The following is a 24007-nucleotide window of genomic DNA, read 5'->3' as shown; positions in this document are numbered from 1 at the left end:
TGGAGACAGGAGAAAAAATCCTGGCTCCGGGAAAAGGAAAAGGAGTCGGTATGCTGTATATCGGAATTGATTTAGGCACTTCCTCTGTCAAGCTGCTGCTGATGGATGAAGCAGGAAAAATCAAAAACATTGTAACAAAGGAATATCCTATCAGCTTCCCAAAGCCCGGCTGGTCCGAACAAAATCCTCTGGACTGGTTTTACAGCCTCATGGAGGGGCTAAAAGAGCTGGTGCAGGAGAGGGATAAGAAAGAGGTTAATGGTATCAGCTTTAGCGGACAGATGCATGGTATGGTAATCCTTGATAAAGAAGATAAGGTGATTCGTCCGGCTATTTTGTGGAATGACGGACGTACATGGGAAGAATGTAACTATCTGAATGAAACAATAGGCAGGGAAAAGATATCTGCCTATACCGGGAATATGGCTTTAGCAGGCTTTACCGCACCAAAGCTTTTATGGGTGAAGAGGCATGAACCGGATAATTTTAAGAAGATAAGTAAAGTTATGCTTCCCAAGGATTATATTGCTTACCGTTTATCGGGTGTTCATTCTACGGATGTATCCGATGCCTCCGGTATGCTGCTCTTTAACGTGAAGGAGAAATGCTGGTCAGGGGAAATGCTTGAGATAGCAGGCTTAAAGGAAGAGCAGATGGCAAAGGTATATGAAAGCTATGAAGTGACTGGTACCTTAAGAGCTGACATTGCTAAAGAGCTGGGATTCCCATTAGACTGTAAGGTGATAGCCGGCGGCGGTGACCAGGCAGTGGCAGCGGTAGGGACTGGAACCGTAGGTTCAGGCATGTGCAATGTATCCCTTGGAACTTCAGGGGTAGTATTTGTTGCCAGCAAGGACTACTCCCAGATTAAGGATAATGCACTTCATGTATTTGCCCATGCTGACGGAAGATACCATTTCATGGGGGTTATGCTTTCAGCGGCGGCTTCTAATAAGTGGTGGATGGATGAAGTACTAAAGACCAGGGAATATGTGAAAGAGCAGGAGGCCATCCCTGACCTTGGAAAAAACAATGTGTACTTTCTGCCTTATCTTATGGGGGAGAGAACGCCTCATAATGATCCCGATGCCAGAGGTACCTTTGTCGGCATGACTATGGATACTACAAGAGAAGATATGACACAGGCAGTACTGGAGGGGGTAGCCTTTGCCTTAAGGGATTCCTTTGAAATCGTTAAAGAAACAGGCCTTTCCGTAAAACGCATCCGTATTAACGGAGGAGGAGCCAAGAGTCCCCTCTGGTGCAGAATAATTGCAAATGTGCTGAATGTAAAGGTTGATAAGATAAATTCCGGGGAAGGCCCGGCTTTTGGAGCTGCCATATTGGCAGCCGTAGGCTGTAAGGAATTCATTTCTGTAGAGGAAGCAGCTGCAAGGCTTATTAAGGTGACAGAGACTACCGAGCCGGAAGAAGAAATTGTCAGGCGTTATGAGAAGAAATATGCGGTGTTTAAAGAGATATATCCTGCTTTAAAGCCTGTATATAAAAGAATGGCAGAAGAACAGGATTAGGGAGCCGGGTAATTGCAAAGGGAAATAAAATCCTTCAGAATTGCGGCCATCTCCTCCGGGGATTTTTGCGCGTTGTTATTCAGCCACAGAATGAGAATACGCATAAATCCTCCGGCACTAAAGGCCAGGGCATACCGAAGGCTTTCCTCTGAAAAGGACGTATCCTTTCCTTTGGCTTCATAAAAGGCCAAGGGCAGCAGCTCGTCAACCTTTGTAAGAAAGAGCGGAAGCAGGTGGTGGCGGTTAACAACGGTTAGGAAATCTTTATGCTTTTGCATCTGCGTGAAGAATATTCTGGCAATATTAGGCAGGGATAAATCCTCCTGCTGTGAGAGAAGGGACCGGTACTCTGCCCATATTTTGTAAAAACAGCCTTCTAAAATTTCTTCCTTGGAAGAGTAATTCCTATAAAATGTACGCCTGGAAAGCCCGGCGTAATCCGTAATCTCCTGTATCGTAATTTCGTTGTAATCTTCTGTCTGCATTAATTTCAGCAGAGTGTTTTCCATCCATAGCTTTGATTGGTTTGACTTTGGATTTCCCTTATTTTTATCCGGCATATATGTTACTCCCTCATCGTCACACTATTGTTAATCTGTAGCTATTAAACCAGGGTAATTGACTATGTTTCATAGCATATTATAATAGATATTATCAATCGACACAAGTGTGACAATTAAAGGAGGAAGAATATATGAGGACTATGGATTTCATTGTTTGGATGCTGCCAATTATTTTTATGCTTCATGATTTTGAAGAAATTATTATGGCAGAAGTATGGGGCAAACGTTATAAAAAGAGAATTGACACGGTTTGGCCAAAGAACCAGCCTTTTGGATTGAACTATATAAAACACTGTCATACCCCAACCTTTTCTATCGGAGTAGAAGTGGAATTCGTGCTTTTCTCTGTTATCAGCTTTCTTTCTGTAATCTTTCAAGGCTATTTTATATGGTACGGTGCTTTCTTAGGTGTGCTGATACATATGGTATTGATACACATGCTGATATGTATACAGTTTAAGCACTATGTACCGGGAGTTATCACTTCAATTATATTTTTGCTTCCTGGTATTTGGTTTCTATATGAAGCAGGGAAGATTTTACAGTATAATGCCGGTACTGTTTTCTTAGCTTGCCTGCTTGGAATTATCCTGATGGCTGTTATTATTCCGCTGCTGCATAAATTGATGGGCATCTGGTCCGAATGGCTGTATACGTATTCGGAGACAAAATTCAAAGATTAAATACAAAAAAGGCTATTGCACATATTTATTAACGAAAAAGTCCCATATCCATGGGACTTTTTTTGTTAATCATATCGTAAACCGGGCGGAATTCTTGCTTGTTAACCAGTAGTTAATATTATTAACGTAAGTTAACTATAAATCCATTGTATATAAATGATGCAAGTTATAAAATAATAGACAGAAGGCAAGCTAATTGTCATAGAAAGGAGCCGTTATGGATACCATCAACATCGGAAAAATAATATCGGACAAACGAAAAGAAAAAGGAATTACCCAGGAAGGGCTGGCGAACTATCTGGGAGTCTCAAAACCTGCGGTTTCCAAATGGGAATCAGGTCAGAGCTATCCGGATATCTTATTGCTTCCTGTTCTGGCTGCCTACTTTGACATATCCGTTGATGAATTGATTGGGTACGAGCCAAAGATGACAAAGGAAGATGTCAGAAAGCTCTACCACCGTTTGGCTGCTGAATTTGCAAAAGAGCCCTTTGATAAGGTTTACGGGGAATGCGAAGGTTATCTTAAAAAATATTTTTCCTGCTGGTACCTGCAATATCAAATCGGGTTATTGTATCTGAATCACTGTGCCCTTGCGGGGAGCCCTGACAGAAACGAGAAGGTACTGCAAAGAGCAGTGGAAGTTTTTGAGTCGGTGGAACACTCCAGTGATGATGTAAGTCTTGCCAAACAGGCGATGCAGATAAAGGCATATTGCTATATATGCCAGCAGAAGCCGGCAGAGGCGATTGAGGTTCTTGAGAGATTAAGTGAACCTGTGATACAGTCGGAAGCTTTATTAATAAAGGCCTATCAGCTTAAAGGAGATAAAAAGAAGGCAATTGAATATTTGCAAGGTTACACTTGTACCAGCCTCAATGCTTTATTAGGCACTGCTGCGGATTTCTTTCAATTATACGCAGACCAGCCGGACCGGATGGACCAATATTACGATATATATATTAAACTAATTGATATTTTTGAGATCGAACAGTTATTTTCCGGAGGCCTGTATACCATCTATCTGGTAGCAGCCTCTGTGTATGTAATACAGGAAAGAAATGAAAAAGCTCTGGATGTTCTGGACAGATATGTGGATTTGGCAAAACGGAATGCCAGAAAAGATTTTACATTGCATGGAAGCAGGATATTTGATTCCCTGGATGAGTATCTGAAAACAATTGATGTAGAAACTCTGGCTCCGCGCAGTCCGGAAGTAATATGGAGGGATATTAAGAATATTGTTTCCGATAACCCTGCATTCCGGCCATTGGAGAAGGAAGCACGGTTCCAGAAGATAAAACGGAGTTTGCAGGAACTGTTAAGCCAAAAGGATGAATAAAACAGATTATGTGCTGCCTAGTAGGCAGACTGCCTGCAAGCAAGATGTCTATGAGCAAGATGCCTAAGGGCAGCGGAAAAGGGGTAATTTATGCATAGTTTAAGTCAATTAAAGGAATATTTGCCATTTCTGATACCGCTTTTTTTAATACAGCTGGGACTAATGATTGCGGCTTTGGTTCATATCTTCCGCCATAAGAACTATCGCATCGGAAACAGGGTTCTTTGGGTTATTCTGGCGGTGGCCTTAAATACGATAGGGCCGGTACTGTACTTTACAATTGGCAGGGGTGAAGATTAATGGCGATTCTGGAATTAGACAAGGTATCCAAAAGTTTTGGAGCAGTGAAGGTAATTGGCGATTTAAGTTTTCAGGTCCCGGATCATTCGGTTTTTGGATTTATCGGGAAAAATGGTGCCGGAAAAACAACTACTATGAAAATGATTCTGGGATTTTTGCAGCAGGATTCGGGAGTAATTCATGTATGCGGGGAAAAAGTAAGCTATGGCAATACAAAAGCCAACCGTAATATCGGCTATCTGCCGGATGTACCCGAATTTTACGGATATATGAACCCAAAGGAATATTTAAAGCTCTGCGGAGAAATAACGGGATTAAAAAAAGAGATAATACAGTCAAGAACCAAAGAATTATTAGAACTCGTAGGATTAGACGGTGTAAACAGGAGGATTCATGGATTTTCCAGGGGAATGAAACAAAGGCTTGGGATAGCACAGGCACTTCTAAATGAACCCAAGCTTTTAATATGCGATGAACCGACCTCTGCCCTGGACCCGATGGGAAGAAAAGAAATATTGGATATCCTGTCCCTGGCAAAGAATAAAACTACCATATTGTTTTCCACGCATATTTTATCCGATGTGGAGAGGATTTGTGACAGGATTGGGGTGCTAAATCAGGGAAAGCTGGTTTTAGAGGGAGATGTAAGCGATATCAAGCATAAGTACCGGAAGGATACGGTTCGGGTTGAGGTTGGAAAAAGCTTTCAGCCAGAAAAGGCAGCAGATGGTCTAAGAAAGCTTACGGCCGTGACAAATGTCCGTACCGATAACCGGATTATTGAAATACAGGTCCATAATGCAGAGGATTCAGGGGCAGATATTCTAGCCTTTTTACTAAAGGAAGCTGTTCCAGTAATCCGGTATGAAATTATGGAACCCTCTTTGGAAAATGTATTTTTGCAGGTAGTAGTGTGAATTATTGAAAGGCATAATTCACATACAAGTTTGTGCCTGCGAAATCCTCGGTCCAAACTTGAGGTGTACAGAAGAAGGCATGGCAGTTAGTGTGAATTATTGAAAGGCATAATTCACATACAAGTTTGTGCCTGCGAAATGCATGTGGCCCAAAGTCTACAGGTATAGGAAAGGGTATGGTTATTTTTATGAGAGGTTTTCTTGCATTTACAAAGAAGGAATTTTTAGAACAGCTACGAACCTACAAGTGGCTGATATTCCTGGCGGTGTTTTTTCTTTTTGGACTGATGAGTCCGCTGCTTGCCAAATTAACACCGGATATTCTCTCATCCATGGATATGGGAGGGATTCAGCTAAACTTGCCTGAACCTACGGTAATGGATGCTTATTCCCAGTATTTTAAAAACATGACCCAAATGGGTGTTGTGGTAGTACTATTAGTATTCGGCAGTATATTATCCAATGAGCTGATCAAAGGGACATTAGTTAATATCCTGGCAAAGGGAATGTCAAGAACTGCGGTATTGCTTTCGAAATACACAGCTGCCGTTATTTTATGGTCAGCGGGTTTCCTTCTGTCAGCGGCAACGAATTATGGCTATACGGTATACTTATTTAAGAATGCAAGTGTACCTAACCTTATGTTCTCCATGTTTTGCCTTTGGCTGTTCGGATGCTTTATAATTGCGCTCATTCTTTTATCCAGCGTGGCGGCAGCGGGCTCCTTTGGAGGATTAATCCTATCGGCAGTAACACTGATTATCCTGCTGATGGTTAATATCTTTCCAAAAGCAGAGAAATTCAATCCGGTTACGCTTGTTTCAAAGAATACCGCACTTTTAAATGGAACGAATAAAGCAGGTGACTTATATCTGACAGTAGCAATGACAACCACTTTGATAGCGGTGTGTATTATAACGGCCGTTTTATTGTTTAAGAAGAAACAGATTTAGAAACAACCCAATGACCTCCTCGCGGCAAACCGCCAGATAGTAAAGGCTGTTCCCGCGGGGAGGTATTTAGTGTGAAAAATAGAAAGCATTTTTCACTTTCTATTTGGGCAGTTTCGCAAGTAAACTTGCGAAATGCATGGGTGTTAGTGTGAAAAATAGAAAGCATTTTTCACTTTCTATTTGGACAGTTTCGCAAGTAAACCTGTGAAATGCATGGGATTCAAGATATTTGGACAGTTGATTGTTTGGCCCATCTAGGTTATAATGCTTTACGTATAATAAACGGTTATATTTCTTATTTGGGCAGTACCGTGTAGATGCGGTATGCATGGGCATTAGTGTGAAAAATAAAAAACATTTTTCACACTGATATGAGGCAGTAAATCATCTGCAAGCAGATGGTTTATGCCATGGGAGCTAGGAGGAACAAATGAAATTCAGGCCATGTATTGATATACACAATGGGAAAGTCAAGCAAATTGTAGGCGGAAGCCTTACGGATGAAAAGAGCGAGGCAAAAGAAAACTTTGTATCCGAAAAAGACGGAGAGTACTATGCTGCTCTTTATAAAATGGATAACCTTAAGGGCGGACATATCATTATGCTAAACCCTCCCGGAACCAAAGAATATGAACTTGACAGGCAGCAGGCCCTGAAAGCATTAGGGGCATATCCTGGCGGTTTGCAAATAGGCGGCGGAATAACGGATAAAAACGCTTCTTTATTTCTGGACGCGGGAGCTTCCCATGTCATAGTAACCTCCTATGTCTTTCAGAATGGTTTTATTCAATATGATAACTTAAGTCGGATATCTTCAGAAGCAGGGAAAGAAAGATTAGTTTTAGATGTAAGCTGCCGTAAAAAGGGGGAAGATTACTTTATTGTAACCGACCGCTGGCAAAAGTTTACTAATGAAAAACTTTCTTTAACGCTTTTAAAAGACCTGGCGGAATACTGTGATGAATTCCTGATTCATGGGGTAGATGTAGAAGGGAAATCAGCAGGAATTGATAAAGAATTGATATATTTACTAAGTAAATGGCAGGAGTCTTCTGTAACCTATGCCGGAGGGGTAAACAGCTTTGAAGATCTTTTGGCCATAAGGGAGAGCGGAAAAGGAAATATCAATGTAACCATAGGAAGCTCATTGAGCCTATTTGGAGGACCTTTAAACTATAAGGAAGTGGTGGAGTGGTTCCGTAAATACGCCTAAGGCTAGTGTGAATTATTGAAAAGCATAATTCACTTTTGATTTGGGCAGTTTCGCAAGTAAACTTGCGAAATGCATGAGTGTTAGTGTGAAATGAAAAACATTTCACACCCTGATTTGAGGCAGTAAATCATCTGCAAGCAGACGATTTATGCCATGGGAGCTAGTGTGAAAAATGATATTGATATGTGAGGAAGAAAAATGGAAGCGTATACAGGTTTTGCGCAGGTTTATGATAAATTTATGGACAATGTCCCCTATGATAAATGGGCAGAAGATATAAGAAAGATACTGACAAAGCAGGGTATCTTAGAGGGAATTCTTTTGGACCTTGGGTGCGGGACAGGGAGCATTACAAGAAGACTTGCCGGTTATGGATATGACATGATTGGAATTGATATATCCGAAGAAATGCTTCAGATTGCCATTGAAAAGAAGTACGAAGAGGATGAAAATCCCACTGGCAACAGTAAAGAAAAGGATATCCTTTATTTGAAGCAGGATATGAGAAATTTTGAGCTGTATGGGACAGTTTCGGGAGTAATATGTATTTGCGACAGCTTAAATTATATAACAAAAGAAGAGGAACTTCTTTCTATCTTTTCCCTGGTGAATAATTATCTGGAAGCAGGCGGAATCTTTCTTTTTGATATGAATACGGAATATAAATACAAAGAGATTCTGGGAGAAAATGTGATTGCTGAAAACAGGGAGGACTGCAGCTTTATCTGGGAAAATTATTTTGATGAGAAAGAAAATATTAATGAATACCAGGTAACAATATTTGTAGAAGCAGAAGAGGAAGAAGAAAACAAGCACCGTAAGAGCAAGCTGTATGAGAAATTCAGTGAAACACATTATCAGAAGGCTTATTCCATCGATACGGTAAAATCACTGTTAGAAAAAGCCGGGATGGAATTCATCGGGGTGTATGAAGCATTTACGGAAAATCCTCCCACGCAGACATCAGAAAGAGTATGTTTTCTTGCCAGAGAAAAATTTCAGACAGGGAAAGTATACCGGTAAAATAAAAAAACAAGTCGGGCAGTATCGCAGATTGCCGGCAATCTGCCGGTAAGCCTGGGATAAGGATGGAGGAATACAATGAAGGATTATATCGTAAGAGCAACGGCAGCGGATAACCAGATACGTGCCTTTGCGGCAACGACCAGAAATTTGGCAGAGCATGCAAGAAGCGTTCATAATACAAGCCCTGTGGCAACAGCGGCACTTGGAAGGCTTTTAACGGCAGGAGCTATGATGGGCAGTATGATGAAGGGAACAGATGATTTGCTGACCCTGCAGATAAAATGCGATGGCCCCATAAAGGGGCTTACCGTAACAGCTGATTCCATGGCTAATGTGAAAGGATATGTATACCATCCGGAGGTTATGCTTCCGCCAAGTCCCATTGGCAAGCTGGATGTGGGAGGAGCTCTGGGCACCGGTATATTAAGTGTTATAAAAGATATGGGACTAAAGGAACCCTATGTGGGACAGACAGAATTGGTATCCGGTGAGATTGCAGAGGATTTGACCTATTATTTTGCTGCTTCAGAGCAGGTGCCTTCTTCGATTGCATTAGGGGTACTGATGAATAAGGATAATACTGTCCGCCAGGCAGGAGGATTTATTATCCAATTAATGCCCTTTGCAGAGGAAGAGCTTATAGAAAAGCTGGAGAAGAAATTAAATAACCTTCCTTCCATTACCACCCTTTTAGAAGCAGAAAACACACCGGAAAGTATTCTTGGCATTGTGTTGGGAGATATGGGGCTTACCATACTTGATACCATGGAGACAAGCTTTTACTGCAACTGTACCAAAGAGCGGGTGGAAAAGGCAATTGCCAGCATAGGCAGGAAAGAAATGAAAGAGATGATTGATGACAATGAATCCATTGAGGTGAATTGCCACTTCTGCGGTACGAAGTATCATTTTACCGTCGATGACCTGAAAGCGATTAGTGTGAATTATTGAAAAGTATAATTCACATCCTGATTTGGGGCAGTAAATCATCTGCATTAACTGTCTTTTGATAGAGTGTTATATAAAAATTACGGCGTGACTGTCAGTCACGCCGTAATTGCTACAGGCCGGATAAATCCTTCTTTGACAACAACTCCAGACGGTAACGCTCAAGTTCCCGTGTAATTTCATCGTCAACAGGCTGCTCTTTATATAGTTCTATCATTTTTCCAATAATAAATTCCTTATTTTCATTATTTAGTCTGTCAAAATAGCGTATTATTTTTCGATGTTCGCCAGTCAGAGAAGTTAATTGATAATTAGGAGACTCATTCAGGTTGCCTTGTACAATGTTTTCCGGGAACTTTTGGAATTTGCCAAGGCCTAAAAGAAAGTCAGTGGAAACATTAAAAAATTTTGCCAGGGACAATAAAGTATCTACGGTTGGAAGCTTTTTGCCGCTTTCATAATATGCGATGGTACTTTGTGTAAGATTTAATTTATGTGCCAAATCCTTCTGGGTTAATCCTTTGTGTTCTCTTAGTTCCTTTAATCTCACTTCAAACAATTCAGCACCTCCTGACTTCGATATTATATAATAATTTCAATTATTATTGTGCGAATATGACTAAAACAAATCACGGTATTGACAAATATGACCAATAGGCATATTATAAAAGCGTAGCCAAAATAAAAGGAGCTGAATAATTGTAGGAGTTTTTAGCTCGCAGGTTTTGGTGTGCAATGTACCTATCAGATAAAATACAAGAAATTTTTGAATCCTATTCCCCTCAGAACAGTTCACAAGACTTGGATTTTATCGGTAGTACATGGGGGTAAATGTTACATATTTACCTAAAAGGCCTGTAAGCCGGATAATACTGACTTGCAGGCCTTTTTTCTTTGACAGCTCTATTTATTATGAAGATTAGACTAATAAGTAAAAAAATGCAGAACCTAGTATTTATTAACGGCACTTATAATGATGATTAGTATAAAATGCGATTTTTCTATTGCGAATCTGATTTTGTAAGCTATAATAATAAGAGTAAGACAAGTTGGATTTAAATTTTTCAAGTAGTAAGTAATTAACTTTGTGATAAGAATACAGATAGGAGCCGTATATGGAAAAATTAGAGATGCTTTATGAAGGTAAGGCAAAGAAGGTTTTTAAAACAGAGCAGGAAGATGTTTATATTGTTGATTATAAAGACGATGCAACTGCATTTAATGGCTTAAAAAAAGGAACCATAGTCGGAAAAGGTGTTATTAATAACCGTATGTCCAATCATCTGTTTAAGTTACTCGAAAAGGAAGGCGTTCCTACCCATTACATTGAAGAATTAAGTGACAGGGAAACTGCCGTTAAGAAGGTTGAAATTATACCCTTAGAGGTTATTATACGTAATGTATCCGCAGGCAGCTTTGCCAAAAAGTTAGGAATGGAAGAAGGCATTAAATTACTTGCTCCCACTCTGGAATTCAGCTATAAGAATGACGATCTCGGTGATCCTATGATTAATGATTACTATGCCATTGCTTTAGGTCTTGCCACCAGAGAAGAGATTGACAAGATTTCAAAGATGACTTTTAAGGTAAATGAGGTTCTGTGCAGGTATTTTGAAGAATGCGGTATTGAACTGATAGATTTTAAGATTGAGTTCGGAAGAAGCAAAGGAGAGGTTATTCTGGCTGACGAGATTTCACCGGATACTTGCAGACTTTGGGATATCAGAACCCATGAAAAACTGGATAAGGACCGTTTCAGAAGAGATATGGGCGGCGTAGAAGATGCCTATGAAGAAGTATTAAAGAGAATCGGTTTGGCTTAGGATATGCTAGGGTTGCTGCAAACATAGTAAAAGTACACCGGGTACTCGATTTTGCAGCAGCTCTTCTTTTGTAAGAAGGAAGTTTCAAGATTATAAGACGGCAATAGAAAGGATTATGGATGGATAAGAGCGCACAAATTGATACCTGGATTTCAGATGAAATACATGAGGAATGTGGAGTTTTCGGAATCTATGATTTTGACGGCAATGACATTGCCTTATCTGTTTATTACGGTTTATTTGCCTTGCAGCACAGAGGCCAGGAAAGCTGCGGTATTGCTGTGAGTGATACCAGCGGACCCAAGGGCAGTGTAAGGTCTTATAAAGGAATGGGGCTGGTAAACGAGGTATTTACACCGGAGAGTTTAGAGGACTTAAAGGGAAATATCGGTGTGGGGCATGTACGTTACTCTACAGCAGGAGCCAGCAACAGAGAAAATACCCAGCCATTGGTATTAAATTATGTCAAGGGGACTCTGGCACTTGCCCATAACGGAAATCTTGTCAATGCACCGGAATTAAAAGAAGGATTGGCTTATACCGGAGCTATCTTCCAGACAACGATTGATTCAGAGGTTATTGCTTATCTGATTGCCAGAGAAAGACTTCAGACCAGAAGCGTAGAGGAAGCAGTAAAGAATGCAATGTTAAAGTTAAAGGGAGCTTATTCCCTTGTTATCATGAGCCCCAGAAAATTAATCGGAGCCAGAGATCCTTTTGGCTTTCGCCCGCTTTGTATCGGCAAGAGGGGAAACTCTTATGTACTGGCTTCCGAAAGTGCGGCACTTGATACGGTAGGAGCTGATTTTGTAAGAGATGTGGAACCGGGTGAAGTTGTCATGATTAACCAGGAAGGTATTCACTCCGATATGTCCATGACACAGCCGAAAAAGGCAAAATGCATCTTTGAATATATTTATTTTGCAAGGCCTGACAGTTGCCTTGACTCTGTCAGTGTGTATAATTCCAGAATTATGGCAGGAAGAATACTGGCGCAGACCTATGCGGTGGAAGCAGATATCGTAGTTGGTGTGCCGGATTCCGGCAATGCGGCAGCTTATGGCTATTCACTGGAATCGGGAATTCAGCTTGCAACTGCTTTTGTAAAGAACAGCTATGTAGGAAGGACCTTTATCAAACCCAAGCAGTCTATGAGGGAATCCAGCGTAAAGATTAAGCTTAACGTGTTAAGGGATGTTGTTAAGGATAAGCGGGTTATCATGATTGATGATTCCATCGTAAGAGGCACCACAAGTGAGCGCATTGTAAGAATGCTAAAGAGCGCAGGAGCAAAGGAAGTCCATGTAAGAATAAGTTCTCCGCCGTTTTTGTATCCCTGCTATTTTGGTACCGATGTACCCTCTGACGACCAGTTAATAGCCCATAATAATACAGTAGAAAAGATCAGAGATATGATTGGTGCAGACTCTTTAGGATATTTAGGAGTGGACAGGCTCAGTGAATTAATTGAAGGTGACAGGGGATACTGTGATGCCTGCTTTACCGGAAACTATCCCATTGAACCGCCTAAGGAGGATATCAGGGGAGAGTACGATAGATAAAGAAGATAAAATGGACTTGCTTTTCTGCCGTATATTAAGGATAATAAAATAGAGAAAGTATAAAGGGGAGTGCAGGGATTAACTTTGATATCCTGCAGTCCCCATGTTTTGGGAACAGGAAATGGCACACAAAGAAGAGAAATAAGCAAAATACAGCACAGATACAGGAGGTAGCAATGAGTAATGATAAATATGTAAGCCCCATGTCAGAAAGGTATGCCAGCAAGAGGATGCAGTATATCTTTTCTCCTGACATGAAGTTTAAGACTTGGAGAAAACTCTGGATAGCTCTTGCCCAAGCCGAGATGGAACTGGGTCTCCCGGTTACGAAAGAGCAGATAGAGGAGCTTAAGCAACATCAGGAGGATATCAACTATGATGTGGCAAAGGAAAGAGAAGCACTGGTACGTCATGATGTTATGTCCCATGTCTACGCTTACGGGGTTCAATGCCCGGGAGCAAAGGGGATTATCCACCTTGGCGCAACCTCCTGCTATGTCGGAGATAATACGGATATTATTGTAATGGCGGAGGCTTTAAAAGAAATCCGTACAAAGCTTTTAAATGTAATAGATAAGCTAAAGGACTTTGCCTATGAATACCGGGAACTGCCGACACTTGCATTTACCCACTTTCAGCCTGCACAGCCTACTACCGTAGGAAAGAGAGCTGCTCTCTGGCTGATGGAATTAAAGCTGGATTTTGACGACTTGGAATACCTTATCGGTTCCATGAGACTATTAGGTTCCAAAGGAACCACGGGAACCCAGGCAAGCTTTCTTGAGCTTTTTGAAGGAAACCATGAAAAGGTAAAGGAACTTGATAAAAAAATCGCAGAAAAGATGGGCTTTGCGGACTGTTATCCCGTATCCGGACAGACCTATTCCAGAAAGGTAGATACCAGAGTATTAAACGTACTTGCGGGAATTGCAGCCAGTGCCCATAAGTTTTCCAATGATATCAGGCTTTTACAGCATTTAAAAGAAATAGAAGAGCCTTTTGAAAAGAACCAGATTGGTTCCTCTGCCATGGCGTATAAGAGAAACCCCATGCGAAGCGAGCGTATTGCTTCCCTTGCCAATTACGTAATCTGTGACGCCTTAAATCCTGCAATTACTTCCTCGACCCAGTGGTTTGAAAGGACCCTTGATGATTCCGCCAATAAGCGTATCAGCGTACCGGAAGCTTTCTTAGCGGTTGACGGAATCCTGGACTTATACCTTAACATTGTGGACGGGCTTGTGGTATATCCCAAGGTAATCGAGAAGCATCTGCTGGCGGAGCTTCCTTTTATGGCAACGGAAAATATTATGATGGATGCGGTAAAGGCAGGCGGAGACAGACAGGAGCTTCATGAGAAAATCCGTACACTGTCTATGGAAGCCGGAAAGAATGTAAAGGAAAAAGGTTTAGAGAATAACCTGCTGGAATTAATCGCAGCAGACCCTTCCTTTAACCTGACGCTGGAAGAATTAAAACAGACGATGGAGCCCCGAAAATATGTTGGTCGTTCCAAGGAACAGGTAGAAGAGTTTGTAAGGGATGTTATTGATCCTCTTCTGGAAGAGTATAAGGATTGCCTTGGTATTACTGCAGATATAAAAGTTTGACAACTGGTTAAAAAATTACAATACAAGTAAGAACGTTATCTACAAATTTGTAGAAGCGTTCTTATTTTTTGTCATTTTACTGTTTTTGCCGGAAAAAAGCCTTGGGAGATATTGCATATTTTAGGGAGAAATGATATATTGCTGTTAAAAGATGGATACAAATTCACACTATTCAATCTCGTTATTCTTATTTTTCTGTAAAATAAAATATAAACCAAGTAATATCTTTACCAGATTTATTATCATTGGTATAACGAATGAAGCCAACATACTTCGTATATAGGCCTCTTTAAATGTAGATGCTACTTGATGATTCGCTTGGATATATAATAAAAGGGCTGGGGCTCTAGATGATATAAGTACTAATCCTTCAAATGCTAATAAGAGACCTAATGTTGACCGTACCGTTCGATTAAGTATAAAAAATGGATTATACTTTCCGTCTGCTTTCTTTAAATAAATACTTAATCTTAAGATGATTAATATCACAACAATAAACCATAACATATTGCTCTTTAAAAAATACACAATACTATCTTTGTTTACTCCCATGGATACGAATGAACTAAGGTTCCCCAACAAAGTAAATACACTGGTAAACACTACAAATGACAATGCTATTTGTAAAGATATTTTTATTTCTTTATCAAAATTCATTACTTTACACCCGCTCTAATATATATTTTGGTAATATAATACGCCAAAATTAATTAAATAACAATAACTTTGTCTAACAGAGCTTTGAAATAAAGACATAATTTATGTGCAAGATTTTGAGAAGAATTTTAGAGGGAAGAGAATCATTTCCAGCCAGTAAGAGGGGCATCGCTGGGAAAAAATCTTTGGGGGAATAATTTTTATCCGGTGTGTTTTTATCTTTTCTAAAAACGTTTCAACGGATAAGGCTTATTAAAAATAAATAAGGGGGGAGGGGAATTATGCAGGAAGCATTTAATGACTCATAGGACAATCTGCATATGAACATGAAGACAGTAAAATAATGTAAAAGGGGTAAAAAGATGAAAAAGAGAAAGGTATTTAAAAAGTTTTTTGCAAAAAAAATAGCAGCTGTCCTTATGGCAGCAGTGCTGGTGGTGGGGATGCTATCTTCCATGTTCCTTCCCGCACAAAAGATTCAGGCGGCTATTACTTCCTCGAACTTCTTAAAAGCAGACGGAAAGCTGCTTCGTAATAACTATGGTACCGGAGAAGTTGTGAACCTAAGAGGTACCAATGCAGGGGGATATTTATTGCAGGAGTTCTGGATGTGTCCTACCAGTTACAGTTCCGGTACCTATACCGTTACCTGTGAAATGGACATTTACAAGACCTTAACTGCCAGATTCGGAGAAGCAAAAATGAGGGATCTGGTAAACGTATATCAGGATAACTATTGGACGGAAAAAGACTTTGATAACTGCAAGGCATTAGGAATTAACTGTATCCGTCTGCCTATGTGGTATATGAACTTCGTTGACTTAAACGGAAACTATTTAAGCAATGCTTTTGACCGGGTTGACTGGTTCCTTCAGGAAGCAGGTGAGAGAGGAATCTATGTAATTCTGGATATGCACGGTGCCCCAGGTTCCCAAAATGGCAGTGACCACAGCGGGATTGACGGCAAAGACCAGAAAGTAACTGCTTCCCAGTTCTTTTTTGGCAGCAATGCTTATAACAACCAGCAGAAATACTATGACTTGTGGTATAAGATAGCTCAGCGTTATAAGGACAATCCGGTAGTAGCAGGCTACGATTTGTTAAATGAACCTTATTGCACCTATCGTTATAATTCCGGCTATTCCGATGATTATCTCCATTCGCTGTTATGGGGAATCTACAATAATGCCTACAATGTAATCCGTTCTGCTGACAGCAATCATATTGTAATCATGGAAGCTACCTGGGATCCTTCGGATTTGCCTAACCCTTCCGCCTATAGCTGGTCTAATGTTATGTACGAATACCATAATTATCTCTATGATGACTATGATAATGCAGCAGGCAAGCAGATCACCAATATGCAGAATAAGCTCAACCTTATTAAGAATCAGAATTACAATGTGCCAAGCTACATGGGAGAATTCTGCTACATGAATAATGTATCTGCCTGGCAGCAGGGACTTAAGCTTTTGAATGATGCCGGTATCAACTGGACTACCTGGACCTATAAGGTAACAAGCGGCAATGGTAACTGGGGACTTTATAATCAGAGTATTTCTTCTGTCAATGTAGCAACTGATTCCGAAGCAACTATCCGGTCAAAATGGTCCCAGGCAGGAACTTCATCGCCTAACAGTAATCTGCTTAATGGGATTAAGAGCTACTTTAGCTCCGGGTCATCCGGCACAGAAATACCGACCGGGGACTGCTATTTTGTAGCCAATGCAAACGGTAAGGTGGTATGTGCAGATAATACCGGTAATGATCCGCTGATTGCAAACCGCAGTGCTAACGGAGGAGCCTGGGAGACATTTACTATCGTTGCAAACAGTGATGGAACCTATTCCTTCCTCTCAAAGGCAAATAATAAATATGTGTGCGCAGTGATAGATGAAAGCAGCCAGCTGCTGGCCAGAAGCGCTGCCATAAGCACCTGGGAGAAATTCTATATTACAAAGACAACAAGCGGTGCTTATAACATAAAGGCCTATGCCAATAATCTCTATGTAATGGCTGACTTAAATAACAACGGGGTATTAAAGGCAGTAACAGCCACACCAAGTACCTGGGAATCCTTTAATATCTTAAAATAATAAGGTATCACATAATAGAATTATTACAGAAGTAACTCATTAACAGAAGCCGCTTGCAGCTAAAGTTATAAAAGCTGCAAGCGGCTCCTGTTTTATATAGAGAATGTTCACTTGTTTATTATTCAGATATAACATCCGCTTTTGTCAGAGAATCGGATTCAGCCGCCATATAAAGTACGATTTCTCCGGCTTTGTGATTTTCAGAAGTTTTCAGATATTTATTATACTTGTACCAGGATACCTTTTCATCTCTGTCTGAGGCTACCAGGATCATTACTTCGTTATATTTTTCTCCGTCTTCGTCCATCAGGCCGTCGGTGTAAAGTTCTTTGTGGTATATGGTTTCATAACCGTCTTCTGCTTTTATATCATTCAGTAAAGCTGCAACTTCTTCGGGAGTAAAGGAATTGGAGACTGTATCTTTTTCCGAAATATCAGCCTTTTTCTGTTGGATGAAGGTTAGTCCGCCATTGGTGTCTATATGGTTTTTTACTATTGTAATGGTTATAATGGACGCAAATACCAGGATGACGGTGCCGTAAGCCCTGAATAGTTCCAATGCTGTTTTTTTCCTTTTGTATGGGTTATCCCTGTAGTAGGTATTCTCTGAAAGCCGGTTGTAAACCCCGCATTCAGGGCACATTCCCTCATATAATTCATATTGGAACACCGTACTGCAGGAGCTGCATTGGACCTGGTGACTTTTAAGGCTGGTCTCCCGCTGCATAGTATGGACATCATGAGGTACCTGAATATTATCCTTTGTGTCGATATAATACCAGACAGAGGTTGTAATAAATACCAGACACCACAGGGTAAACTGGGCTGCCAGAACCTGACCGTAGGGGTAAGAGATTAAGCTTCTAAGGATATAGCCTATGTTTAAAGTATCGGGCTCTGTTATGGCAACTGCAGTAAAAAAGTCTGCAAAAGCCAGGAAAATACCCGTAATAAAGATTCCCAGTGCACTCCAGTGCCTTTTTATGGATTTTGGGGTTTCCTGGGTTATGTTATGTATGCCGTGTAACACATTGCCTCCATAGATAGCAGATACACCAGCGATTAATTTCATTATGAAAAGATTTCTTCCTGCTTTTGAGGAAACGGTTTTCTCATATTTCGGGAAAAATACACCTATAATCATGAAACAGAGAGAAAACATAAGATAGGAAGAGGCTGTAACTACGATTAATGTAACTTTAGTCGAGTCCATGGAATAAGATGGCAGCATGGAGAAAATTACAATAGACAGGATAATAGTAAGGATAACCAACAGACTGCTGGCGTAGTGCATAATGGTTTTTACGTTGCTTTTGCCGGTATTCATCTTAGTTAAAATCCTCCAAGTTTAATGGATATCGTATATATTATTTCTATATTAACACAAGCCCGGCTAATATGGCAAATACCGATATAAAAATATTATGAAATAACCTTGCATTTAAAGCGTACCCATTCTACAATAAGGATGTATGCAGGAAGTAATTATTGGAAATTATAGTATTAAGAAAAGAAAGGAGCAGGCGTATGGAATTTAAACATGAAACAAACCGCATTTATCTTGCTGATGGGACTGGAAAGACGATTGCTGAGGTTACATTCCCTGATATTAATCAAAATTCAGTGGAGATTAACCATACCTTTGTGGATGATTCCCTTAGAGGGCAGGGTGTTGCGGGAAAGCTTATGGAAGAACTGGTTAAGAGACTTCGTGCTGAGGGTAAGACTGCAGTACTTACCTGTTCCTATGCAATCGGCTGGTTTGAAAAGAATAAGGGAAATGAAGACCTGATAAGCAGATAGGAAGTTGCAGTGCGCATGGATGTTGGTTTTAAAAGAGGCCGGGCTGTTAAAGATTCGACCTCTTTTATGTAAGAAAAGAGGATGGGATGAACATACAAATTTTCGGGAAATCCAAATGTTTTGATACGAAAAAAGCAGAAAGGTATTTCAAGGAAAGACGGATTAAGTATCAGATGATTGATTTAAGAAAGCATGGCATGAGTCTTGGCGAATACAAAAGCGTAAAGACAGCTGTAGGCGGTATTAATAAACTGATAGATGAGCATTCCAAAGAGTATGAAGACAACTACGTGAAATACCTGTCAGAGGAGTTGGACAGGGAAGAGAAACTATTAGAGCATCAGGGAATGTTTCAGACGCCCATTGTAAGAAACGGAAGACAGGCAACGATTGGCTATCAGCCGGATGTTTGGAAGGATTGGGTATAGCCTATGGATATCAGTCTGGAATATTATAAGATATTTTATTATGTGGCCAAGACCGGAAGCTTTACGGCGGCTGCGGAAAAACTTAATATATCCCAGCCGGCGGTAAGTCAGGCTGTTAAGCTTTTGGAGAGGGAGCTTGGCGGAAGCTTTTTTTTGCGTACGCAAAAGGGGGTAAGGCTGACACCGGAAGGGGACATGCTATTTTCTTATATTTCTGCAGGTTATGAGACCATCCTTAAGGGAGAAGAAAGATTAAGAAAAACACTGGATTTGGAAAATGGTGAGATAAGAATCGGTGCCAGTGATATGACGCTTAAGTTCTATCTCCTTCCCTTTCTGGAGGAGTTCCATAAAAGATATCCTGGCATCAAGGTGAGCGTAACCAACGCACCTACGCCGGAAACCTTGTCCTATCTGTATGAAGGGAAGATTGATTTTGGAATTGTCAGTGAACCTTTTGCGGCAAAAGCAGAGGTTACTTCCCATAGAGTAAAAGAAATACAGGATATCTTTGTAGCAGGAAGCAGCTTTCTTCCTCTGTTAGATAAGGAGCTGGAATATAAAGAGCTGGAGGAATTGCCCATTATATGCCTTGAAGGGTTAACCAGTACCAGAGCCTATGTGGATGAAATACTGAAAAATAACGGTGTGGTATTAAAGCCGGAGTTTGAGCTTGCTACCAGTGATATGATAGTGCAGTTCTCACTTAGGAATCTGGGAGTTGGTTCTGTGGCAGGCGATTTTGCAAAAGAGTATATTGACAGGGGAGAACTGTTTGAATTAAAGCTTAAAAGAAAGCTCCCGCCAAGGCATTTTTGTATTGTGACAAGTTCAAAGAATCCGGTGGCAATGGCGGCCAAAAGCCTCCTTTCTATGATGACCATAGAAGAGGGAGCAAAAAAGAAGTAGAGGTAAGTTGGAATATGAGACAGAAGAAAAAAACGGAAGGAAATAGGTTGCAGCTTTTGGCTGGCAGACCTAAAGATACTGCATGAGAAGAATAGCAAAATTTGAAAAGGTAAGTAAGAGTCAATTTACAAAGGATTGGATCGATACTTTTCCGGAAACCGGGATTGAGGAAATTAACCGTATATATGAAGCAACCAAGCTTCCAAAACGCGCAACGGCAGGTTCGGCAGGCTATGATTTTTACAGCCCCATTGATTTTTCCCTGGCTCCCAGAGAAGGTATCAAGATACCGACCGGTATTCGGGTATCCATGGAGGAAAGCTGGGTATTAAAGTGCTATCCGAGAAGCGGATTAGGCTTTAAGTTCCGTCTCCAGATGAATAATACCGTAGGAATTATTGACAGTGACTATTATTATTCCGATAATGAAGGACATATCTTTGCCAAGGTTACCAATGATTCCAACGAAGGGAAAGTGGCGGAGGTGAAGGCTGGCACTGGGTTTATGCAAGGTATCTTTGTGGAATATGGAATAACTTTTGATGATGACTGTGAAGATAAACGCAACGGAGGCTTTGGAAGCACATCAAAAAAGAGTTAAAAGTCAGGAGCATGGGTATAAAGATGAACATATTAGTAAGTGCCTGCCTGCTGGGACTTGATTGCAGATATTGCGGGACCGGCAAGTACCTTAAGGAATTGGAGGACTTAAAAGAAGACTTTCAGTTTATACCGGTATGCCCGGAGCAGCTTGGAGGTCTTTCTACTCCCAGAAGTCCGGTGGAATTATCAGACGGCAGAGCCATAAACAAAGAAGGAGAGGACTGCACGGAGCAGTTTCAAAAAGGAGGGGAGGAAGCCTGTAAGCTAGCTGATTATTTTGCCTGTAAAGCAGCGGTATTAAAGGCAAACAGTCCTTCCTGCGGCTATGGACAGATATATGACGGAAGTTTTCAGGGAAAACTTATAAAGGGTGATGGAATAACGGCAGGGATGCTTGCGAAAAAGGGATTAAGAATATACACAGAAAATAATTTGGAAGAATTGAAAAGAGTAAGCTCTGCGAAGGCAGTAAACACACCGGAGGGCGAAAGGTAAAATATATAATTCAGGCAGAACCGGTGAGACTGTCGCAAGATATAATTAAAATGTAACAGCCTCGCCGGAAATGTTTGGAAGTGTTTTCAAGCTGAGGAATTTCCCAATAGCTGTACAAAAGAAAATGAGCCCGATATCAGATATCTTAACAGTGTATTTAACTTTCAATAGCTATATTGATTTCAATAGGAATATCATCTGCTAAAAGTTGGACACATAGAACCTGACTTGAACTCATCTTTAAAGATATATTTTTTCCGTGAAGCAGTGTTGGCGTCGAAATATCTATCGAAATCCCTAAATCAGCGAAACAGGTTGCTGCGTTTGCGGTTAACATATTTGTCAATTCTGCTAATGCACTTTGCGCCATTTCATCAAGCTCATTTACTGGCATGCCCATCATCATGGAAGATGCAATTTTCTTAGCATTCTCCATATCCATAGTATACACCACATTGCCTTTTATAGCGCCAACTATACCAAGTACTATGATTACGCCTGAGCTTAGTAACTCCTTACCCTTCACACTTAAAGCACCCTTTTTAACGGTACTAAAACCCAGTTGAGGGATAACCGTTGCAAAAGCGTTTATAAAAGGATTAATATGTTTTACGTCCATTTTTCCTCACCTCTTGAAAATCCGACATTAATTAATAATTCGCCGAAATTTGTCTGTGCAATCGCTGTTGTTGTTTTGAAATTTGGAGCAGAGATGTATACACTATCACCATATAATATAGACGGCGGAGCTACACGAAGCCCTAAAGCTTTATCTTTTCTGTTTAATACCGAGCATGCATTGCCCGAAATAATATTGGCAAACTCTGCTATTGCAGCTATTATTTCATCATTATTCTTAGGTTCTCTTCTTAATAAAGCCGCTGATATATTATGGGCAGTTTCTTTTGACAAATCAATCAGCATTCTGCCGGAAAACTTACCAATTATTCCAATTAGTACAGTTATACCGTTTGATTCGTATTCTTTATTAACGGAATATTCATCCTTAAAGGTAAGGAGGGTTTTGGTCATCCGGTTTATACCATCTAATAAAGATTCCTTGAATACTGGAAAGGATTCCATCTCCAGCAATTGATAAAGTTCATCAGAAGCCATAACTCTGTTAATTGATGTAACAAGTTCATCCGGGTCAATGGGTTTTTGAAGATAATCCGATACTTTATTTTCTTTTGCCTCTTTCATTATTTCTTCATCCATCATGGAACTTATAACGATTACCTTAATGGTCGGATCGATTTCATGTATTGCCCGCGTACACTCAAGTCCATCAGTACCAGGTAATGTCATATCCATTGTTACCAAGTTGGGTTTTTGAGCTTTTATTACTTCTTTTACTTCTTCCAGTGAGCCGGCATCACCAACAACTTCATAACCATTTTCTTCAAGTGTGTCTCTTAATAGTGCAATAGAAAAAGGTGAGTCATCAACAATTACAATTCTAATTTTCTCCATAAAATACATTAACCTCCGTTTTAATGTAATAATACCTTAAAATATTACTTATAATGATAACATATAACTTGGTAAAAGTCACTAAATTTCATGGTTTCTTTATGTTAGAATTGCTGGAAGTTTTTACGAGCAGCGGAAGAGATCTATGGAATTTTTTCATAGGTGAATGAATATATCTTTCCTTTTTGTGGTAGTATAGTGTGAAATGAAAAATACGGTAATTAAAAGTTCAGGAGGATTTCTTATGAAGCGTATAGCCTTTCTATTTCTCTTTGTCACTCTTGCCCTGGTACAAAGTGGCTGCAGTATGCTGCAAAGCAGTGGCAGGGAACCTGCCTTCGATGCTATTGTGATATCCGCTTCCGAGGGAAGTCTTATGGTGGCAGTATCCGGTAAGGGAGAAACGCTCTCTCCTTTTGAACCTGCCTCGGTTTCTTATAACAAAACCGAAAAGAGTGTGTTCACAAGAGGGACGCTTATAAGAATTACCTATGACGGTACGGTAAGGGAATCCTATCCCGTGCAGCTTACTGCTAAGAAAATTACCGTAATAGAAGAGGTAAAGGATAACTGGCCTCCGACTTCACAGCTTAAGAAGGACTATTCGCCGGAAGAGGCAAAGGAAGACGGCTGCTATGTAGAGAGCCTTAGCGGGAAGGAAAACAAGGACATTGCCGCCCGTTTTCAAGGGAATTCTTCACAGGGAATTTGTGCTTATCTTAGAAAAGTTGCCTATACGGTTGAGGGAGATCCGGTGATTACGGATTTTATCTATGACGGAACAAAGTTCTATGTAATAAATGATGCCACAAGGGACGCTTTTGCAGGTTCAGGCAATAAGATAATGCAGAAAGAATATTTGTATATCAATACCTATGAAAAAGGCGGCACAAAGATAATCTATCTGGCAGATGAAAAGGATATCAGCCAGGAGGAGTATGAAGAGAAGGTAATGAGTGCCAAGGGAGAGGCCCTTCTTGATACCTTTACGGTTTATTCAGAGTAGGAAAGATTGCTGTTTTATTTGCGGAAGGATTGCAAAATGATAAGAAGACATAACTGTAAGTTATG

25 protein-coding genes are annotated in these 24007 nt (G+C 40.4%); 19 read left to right on the top strand and 6 right to left on the bottom strand.

What is annotated here, in order from left to right; genetic code table 11:
• The first annotated feature begins 50 nt into the window (after positions 1-50).
• Positions 51-1532 (top strand): xylulokinase, encoded by a 1482-nt coding sequence (gene xylB, locus BUF11_RS17185; RefSeq protein ID WP_073590214.1) that lies wholly within the window; start codon positions 51-53, stop codon positions 1530-1532.
• Here xylB and BUF11_RS17180 read toward each other — a convergent pair.
• Complete coding sequence (locus tag BUF11_RS17180) at positions 1529-2092, bottom strand: TetR/AcrR family transcriptional regulator (RefSeq protein WP_073590093.1); 564 nt, start codon at positions 2090-2092, stop codon at positions 1529-1531. The two genes, xylB and BUF11_RS17180, sit on opposite strands and share 4 nt — an antisense overlap.
• A 134-nt stretch (positions 2093-2226) precedes the next feature.
• Between BUF11_RS17180 and BUF11_RS17175 the strand changes: the two genes are divergently transcribed.
• The 8 genes from BUF11_RS17175 to hslO all read left to right on the top strand — a co-directional run bounded on the left by BUF11_RS17175 (position 2227) and on the right by hslO (position 9480).
• The gene (locus BUF11_RS17175; RefSeq protein ID WP_073590092.1) at positions 2227-2778 is read left to right on the top strand and encodes an HXXEE domain-containing protein; all 552 of its coding nucleotides are present in this window, start codon (positions 2227-2229) and stop codon (positions 2776-2778) included.
• Positions 2779-2995: 217 nt separating this feature from the next.
• Positions 2996-4120, top strand: coding sequence for a helix-turn-helix domain-containing protein (locus tag BUF11_RS17170; RefSeq protein WP_073590091.1), 1125 nt, complete (start codon positions 2996-2998; stop codon positions 4118-4120).
• Between the two features lie 90 nt (positions 4121-4210).
• Complete coding sequence (locus tag BUF11_RS17165; protein ID WP_073590090.1) at positions 4211-4420, top strand: PLD nuclease N-terminal domain-containing protein; 210 nt, start codon at positions 4211-4213, stop codon at positions 4418-4420.
• Positions 4420-5337 carry an ABC transporter ATP-binding protein gene (locus BUF11_RS17160; RefSeq protein ID WP_073590089.1) on the top strand — a complete coding sequence of 306 codons (918 nt, stop codon included), beginning with the start codon at positions 4420-4422 and terminating at the stop codon, positions 5335-5337. The genes BUF11_RS17165 and BUF11_RS17160 overlap by 1 nt, the downstream gene beginning before the upstream one ends.
• Positions 5338-5513: 176 nt before the next feature.
• Positions 5514-6290 carry an ABC transporter permease gene (locus BUF11_RS17155; RefSeq protein WP_242952398.1) on the top strand — a complete coding sequence of 259 codons (777 nt, stop codon included), beginning with the start codon at positions 5514-5516 and terminating at the stop codon, positions 6288-6290.
• Positions 6291-6720: 430 nt separating this feature from the next.
• Positions 6721-7503: a phosphoribosylformimino-5-aminoimidazole carboxamide ribotide isomerase gene (gene hisA / locus BUF11_RS17150; protein ID WP_073590088.1), complete on the top strand. Its 783-nt coding sequence runs from the start codon at positions 6721-6723 to the stop codon at positions 7501-7503.
• 198 nt (positions 7504-7701) lie between these two features.
• Positions 7702-8526, top strand: a complete 825-nt coding sequence (locus BUF11_RS17145; RefSeq protein WP_073590087.1) for a class I SAM-dependent DNA methyltransferase — start codon at positions 7702-7704, stop codon at positions 8524-8526.
• Positions 8527-8604: 78 nt separating this feature from the next.
• Positions 8605-9480: an Hsp33 family molecular chaperone HslO gene (hslO, locus tag BUF11_RS17140; RefSeq protein ID WP_073590086.1), complete on the top strand. Its 876-nt coding sequence runs from the start codon at positions 8605-8607 to the stop codon at positions 9478-9480.
• A 109-nt stretch (positions 9481-9589) separates the two neighbouring features.
• Here the strand turns inward: hslO and BUF11_RS17135 are convergent, their stop codons facing one another.
• A complete protein-coding gene (locus tag BUF11_RS17135) occupies positions 9590-10027 on the bottom strand; it encodes a helix-turn-helix domain-containing protein (RefSeq protein WP_242952403.1) in 438 nt (145 codons plus the stop codon).
• A gap of 565 nt (positions 10028-10592) precedes the next feature.
• Here BUF11_RS17135 and purC point away from each other — a divergent pair.
• The 3 genes from purC to purB all read left to right on the top strand — a co-directional run bounded on the left by purC (position 10593) and on the right by purB (position 14472).
• Complete coding sequence (gene purC, locus BUF11_RS17130; protein ID WP_073590084.1) at positions 10593-11300, top strand: phosphoribosylaminoimidazolesuccinocarboxamide synthase; 708 nt, start codon at positions 10593-10595, stop codon at positions 11298-11300.
• A gap of 119 nt (positions 11301-11419) precedes the next feature.
• Positions 11420-12862 carry an amidophosphoribosyltransferase gene (gene purF, locus BUF11_RS17125; RefSeq protein ID WP_073590083.1) on the top strand — a complete coding sequence of 481 codons (1443 nt, stop codon included), beginning with the start codon at positions 11420-11422 and terminating at the stop codon, positions 12860-12862.
• Between the two features lie 176 nt (positions 12863-13038).
• Positions 13039-14472 carry an adenylosuccinate lyase gene (purB, locus tag BUF11_RS17120; RefSeq protein ID WP_073590082.1) on the top strand — a complete coding sequence of 478 codons (1434 nt, stop codon included), beginning with the start codon at positions 13039-13041 and terminating at the stop codon, positions 14470-14472.
• Between the two features lie 168 nt (positions 14473-14640).
• On the opposite strand, the gene BUF11_RS17115 is transcribed toward purB, so the two are convergent.
• Entirely contained in the window at positions 14641-15129 is a 489-nt protein-coding gene (locus BUF11_RS17115; protein WP_073590081.1) for a hypothetical protein, read from the bottom strand.
• A gap of 362 nt (positions 15130-15491) precedes the next feature.
• Between BUF11_RS17115 and BUF11_RS17110 the strand changes: the two genes are divergently transcribed.
• Positions 15492-17225 (top strand): cellulase family glycosylhydrolase, encoded by a 1734-nt coding sequence (locus BUF11_RS17110; RefSeq protein WP_073590080.1) that lies wholly within the window; start codon positions 15492-15494, stop codon positions 17223-17225.
• A 118-nt stretch (positions 17226-17343) separates the two neighbouring features.
• On the opposite strand, the gene BUF11_RS17105 is transcribed toward BUF11_RS17110, so the two are convergent.
• Positions 17344-18552, bottom strand: coding sequence for a hypothetical protein (locus tag BUF11_RS17105; RefSeq protein ID WP_073590079.1), 1209 nt, complete (start codon positions 18550-18552; stop codon positions 17344-17346).
• A gap of 200 nt (positions 18553-18752) precedes the next feature.
• Here BUF11_RS17105 and BUF11_RS17100 point away from each other — a divergent pair, with 200 nt between their 5' ends.
• The 5 genes from BUF11_RS17100 (at position 18753) to BUF11_RS17080 (ending at position 21463) form a co-directional block, all read left to right on the top strand.
• On the top strand, positions 18753-19028 hold the full coding sequence (locus tag BUF11_RS17100; protein WP_073590212.1) for a GNAT family N-acetyltransferase: 276 nt from the start codon (positions 18753-18755) through the stop codon (positions 19026-19028).
• An 86-nt stretch (positions 19029-19114) separates the two neighbouring features.
• Positions 19115-19456, top strand: coding sequence for an arsenate reductase family protein (locus BUF11_RS17095; RefSeq protein WP_073590078.1), 342 nt, complete (start codon positions 19115-19117; stop codon positions 19454-19456).
• A 3-nt stretch (positions 19457-19459) separates the two neighbouring features.
• A complete protein-coding gene (locus tag BUF11_RS17090) occupies positions 19460-20365 on the top strand; it encodes a LysR family transcriptional regulator (RefSeq protein WP_073590077.1) in 906 nt (301 codons plus the stop codon).
• 82 nt (positions 20366-20447) lie between these two features.
• Positions 20448-20966 carry a dCTP deaminase/dUTPase family protein gene (locus tag BUF11_RS17085; RefSeq protein ID WP_073590076.1) on the top strand — a complete coding sequence of 173 codons (519 nt, stop codon included), beginning with the start codon at positions 20448-20450 and terminating at the stop codon, positions 20964-20966.
• Positions 20967-20989: 23 nt separating this feature from the next.
• Positions 20990-21463, top strand: a complete 474-nt coding sequence (locus tag BUF11_RS17080) for a DUF523 domain-containing protein (protein WP_175562091.1) — start codon at positions 20990-20992, stop codon at positions 21461-21463.
• A gap of 157 nt (positions 21464-21620) precedes the next feature.
• Here the strand turns inward: BUF11_RS17080 and BUF11_RS17075 are convergent, their stop codons facing one another.
• Both BUF11_RS17075 and BUF11_RS17070 read right to left on the bottom strand, forming a co-directional pair.
• The gene (locus BUF11_RS17075; protein ID WP_073590074.1) at positions 21621-22082 is read right to left on the bottom strand and encodes a chemotaxis protein CheX; all 462 of its coding nucleotides are present in this window, start codon (positions 22080-22082) and stop codon (positions 21621-21623) included.
• Positions 22073-22936: a response regulator gene (locus BUF11_RS17070; RefSeq protein WP_073590211.1), complete on the bottom strand. Its 864-nt coding sequence runs from the start codon at positions 22934-22936 to the stop codon at positions 22073-22075. The genes BUF11_RS17075 and BUF11_RS17070 overlap by 10 nt, the downstream gene beginning before the upstream one ends.
• A 244-nt stretch (positions 22937-23180) precedes the next feature.
• On the opposite strand from BUF11_RS17070, the gene BUF11_RS17065 reads away from it, so the two are divergent.
• Positions 23181-23942, top strand: a complete 762-nt coding sequence (locus BUF11_RS17065) for a DUF4362 domain-containing protein (protein WP_073590073.1) — start codon at positions 23181-23183, stop codon at positions 23940-23942.
• The last annotated feature ends 65 nt before the right edge of the window (positions 23943-24007 follow it).

Origin of the sequence: Anaerocolumna xylanovorans DSM 12503, from assembly GCF_900143645.1 — a bacterium.
In the GTDB taxonomy this organism is placed as follows: domain Bacteria; phylum Bacillota; class Clostridia; order Lachnospirales; family Lachnospiraceae; genus Anaerocolumna; species Anaerocolumna xylanovorans.
This window is presented reverse-complemented; position numbering and strand designations above follow the sequence as displayed.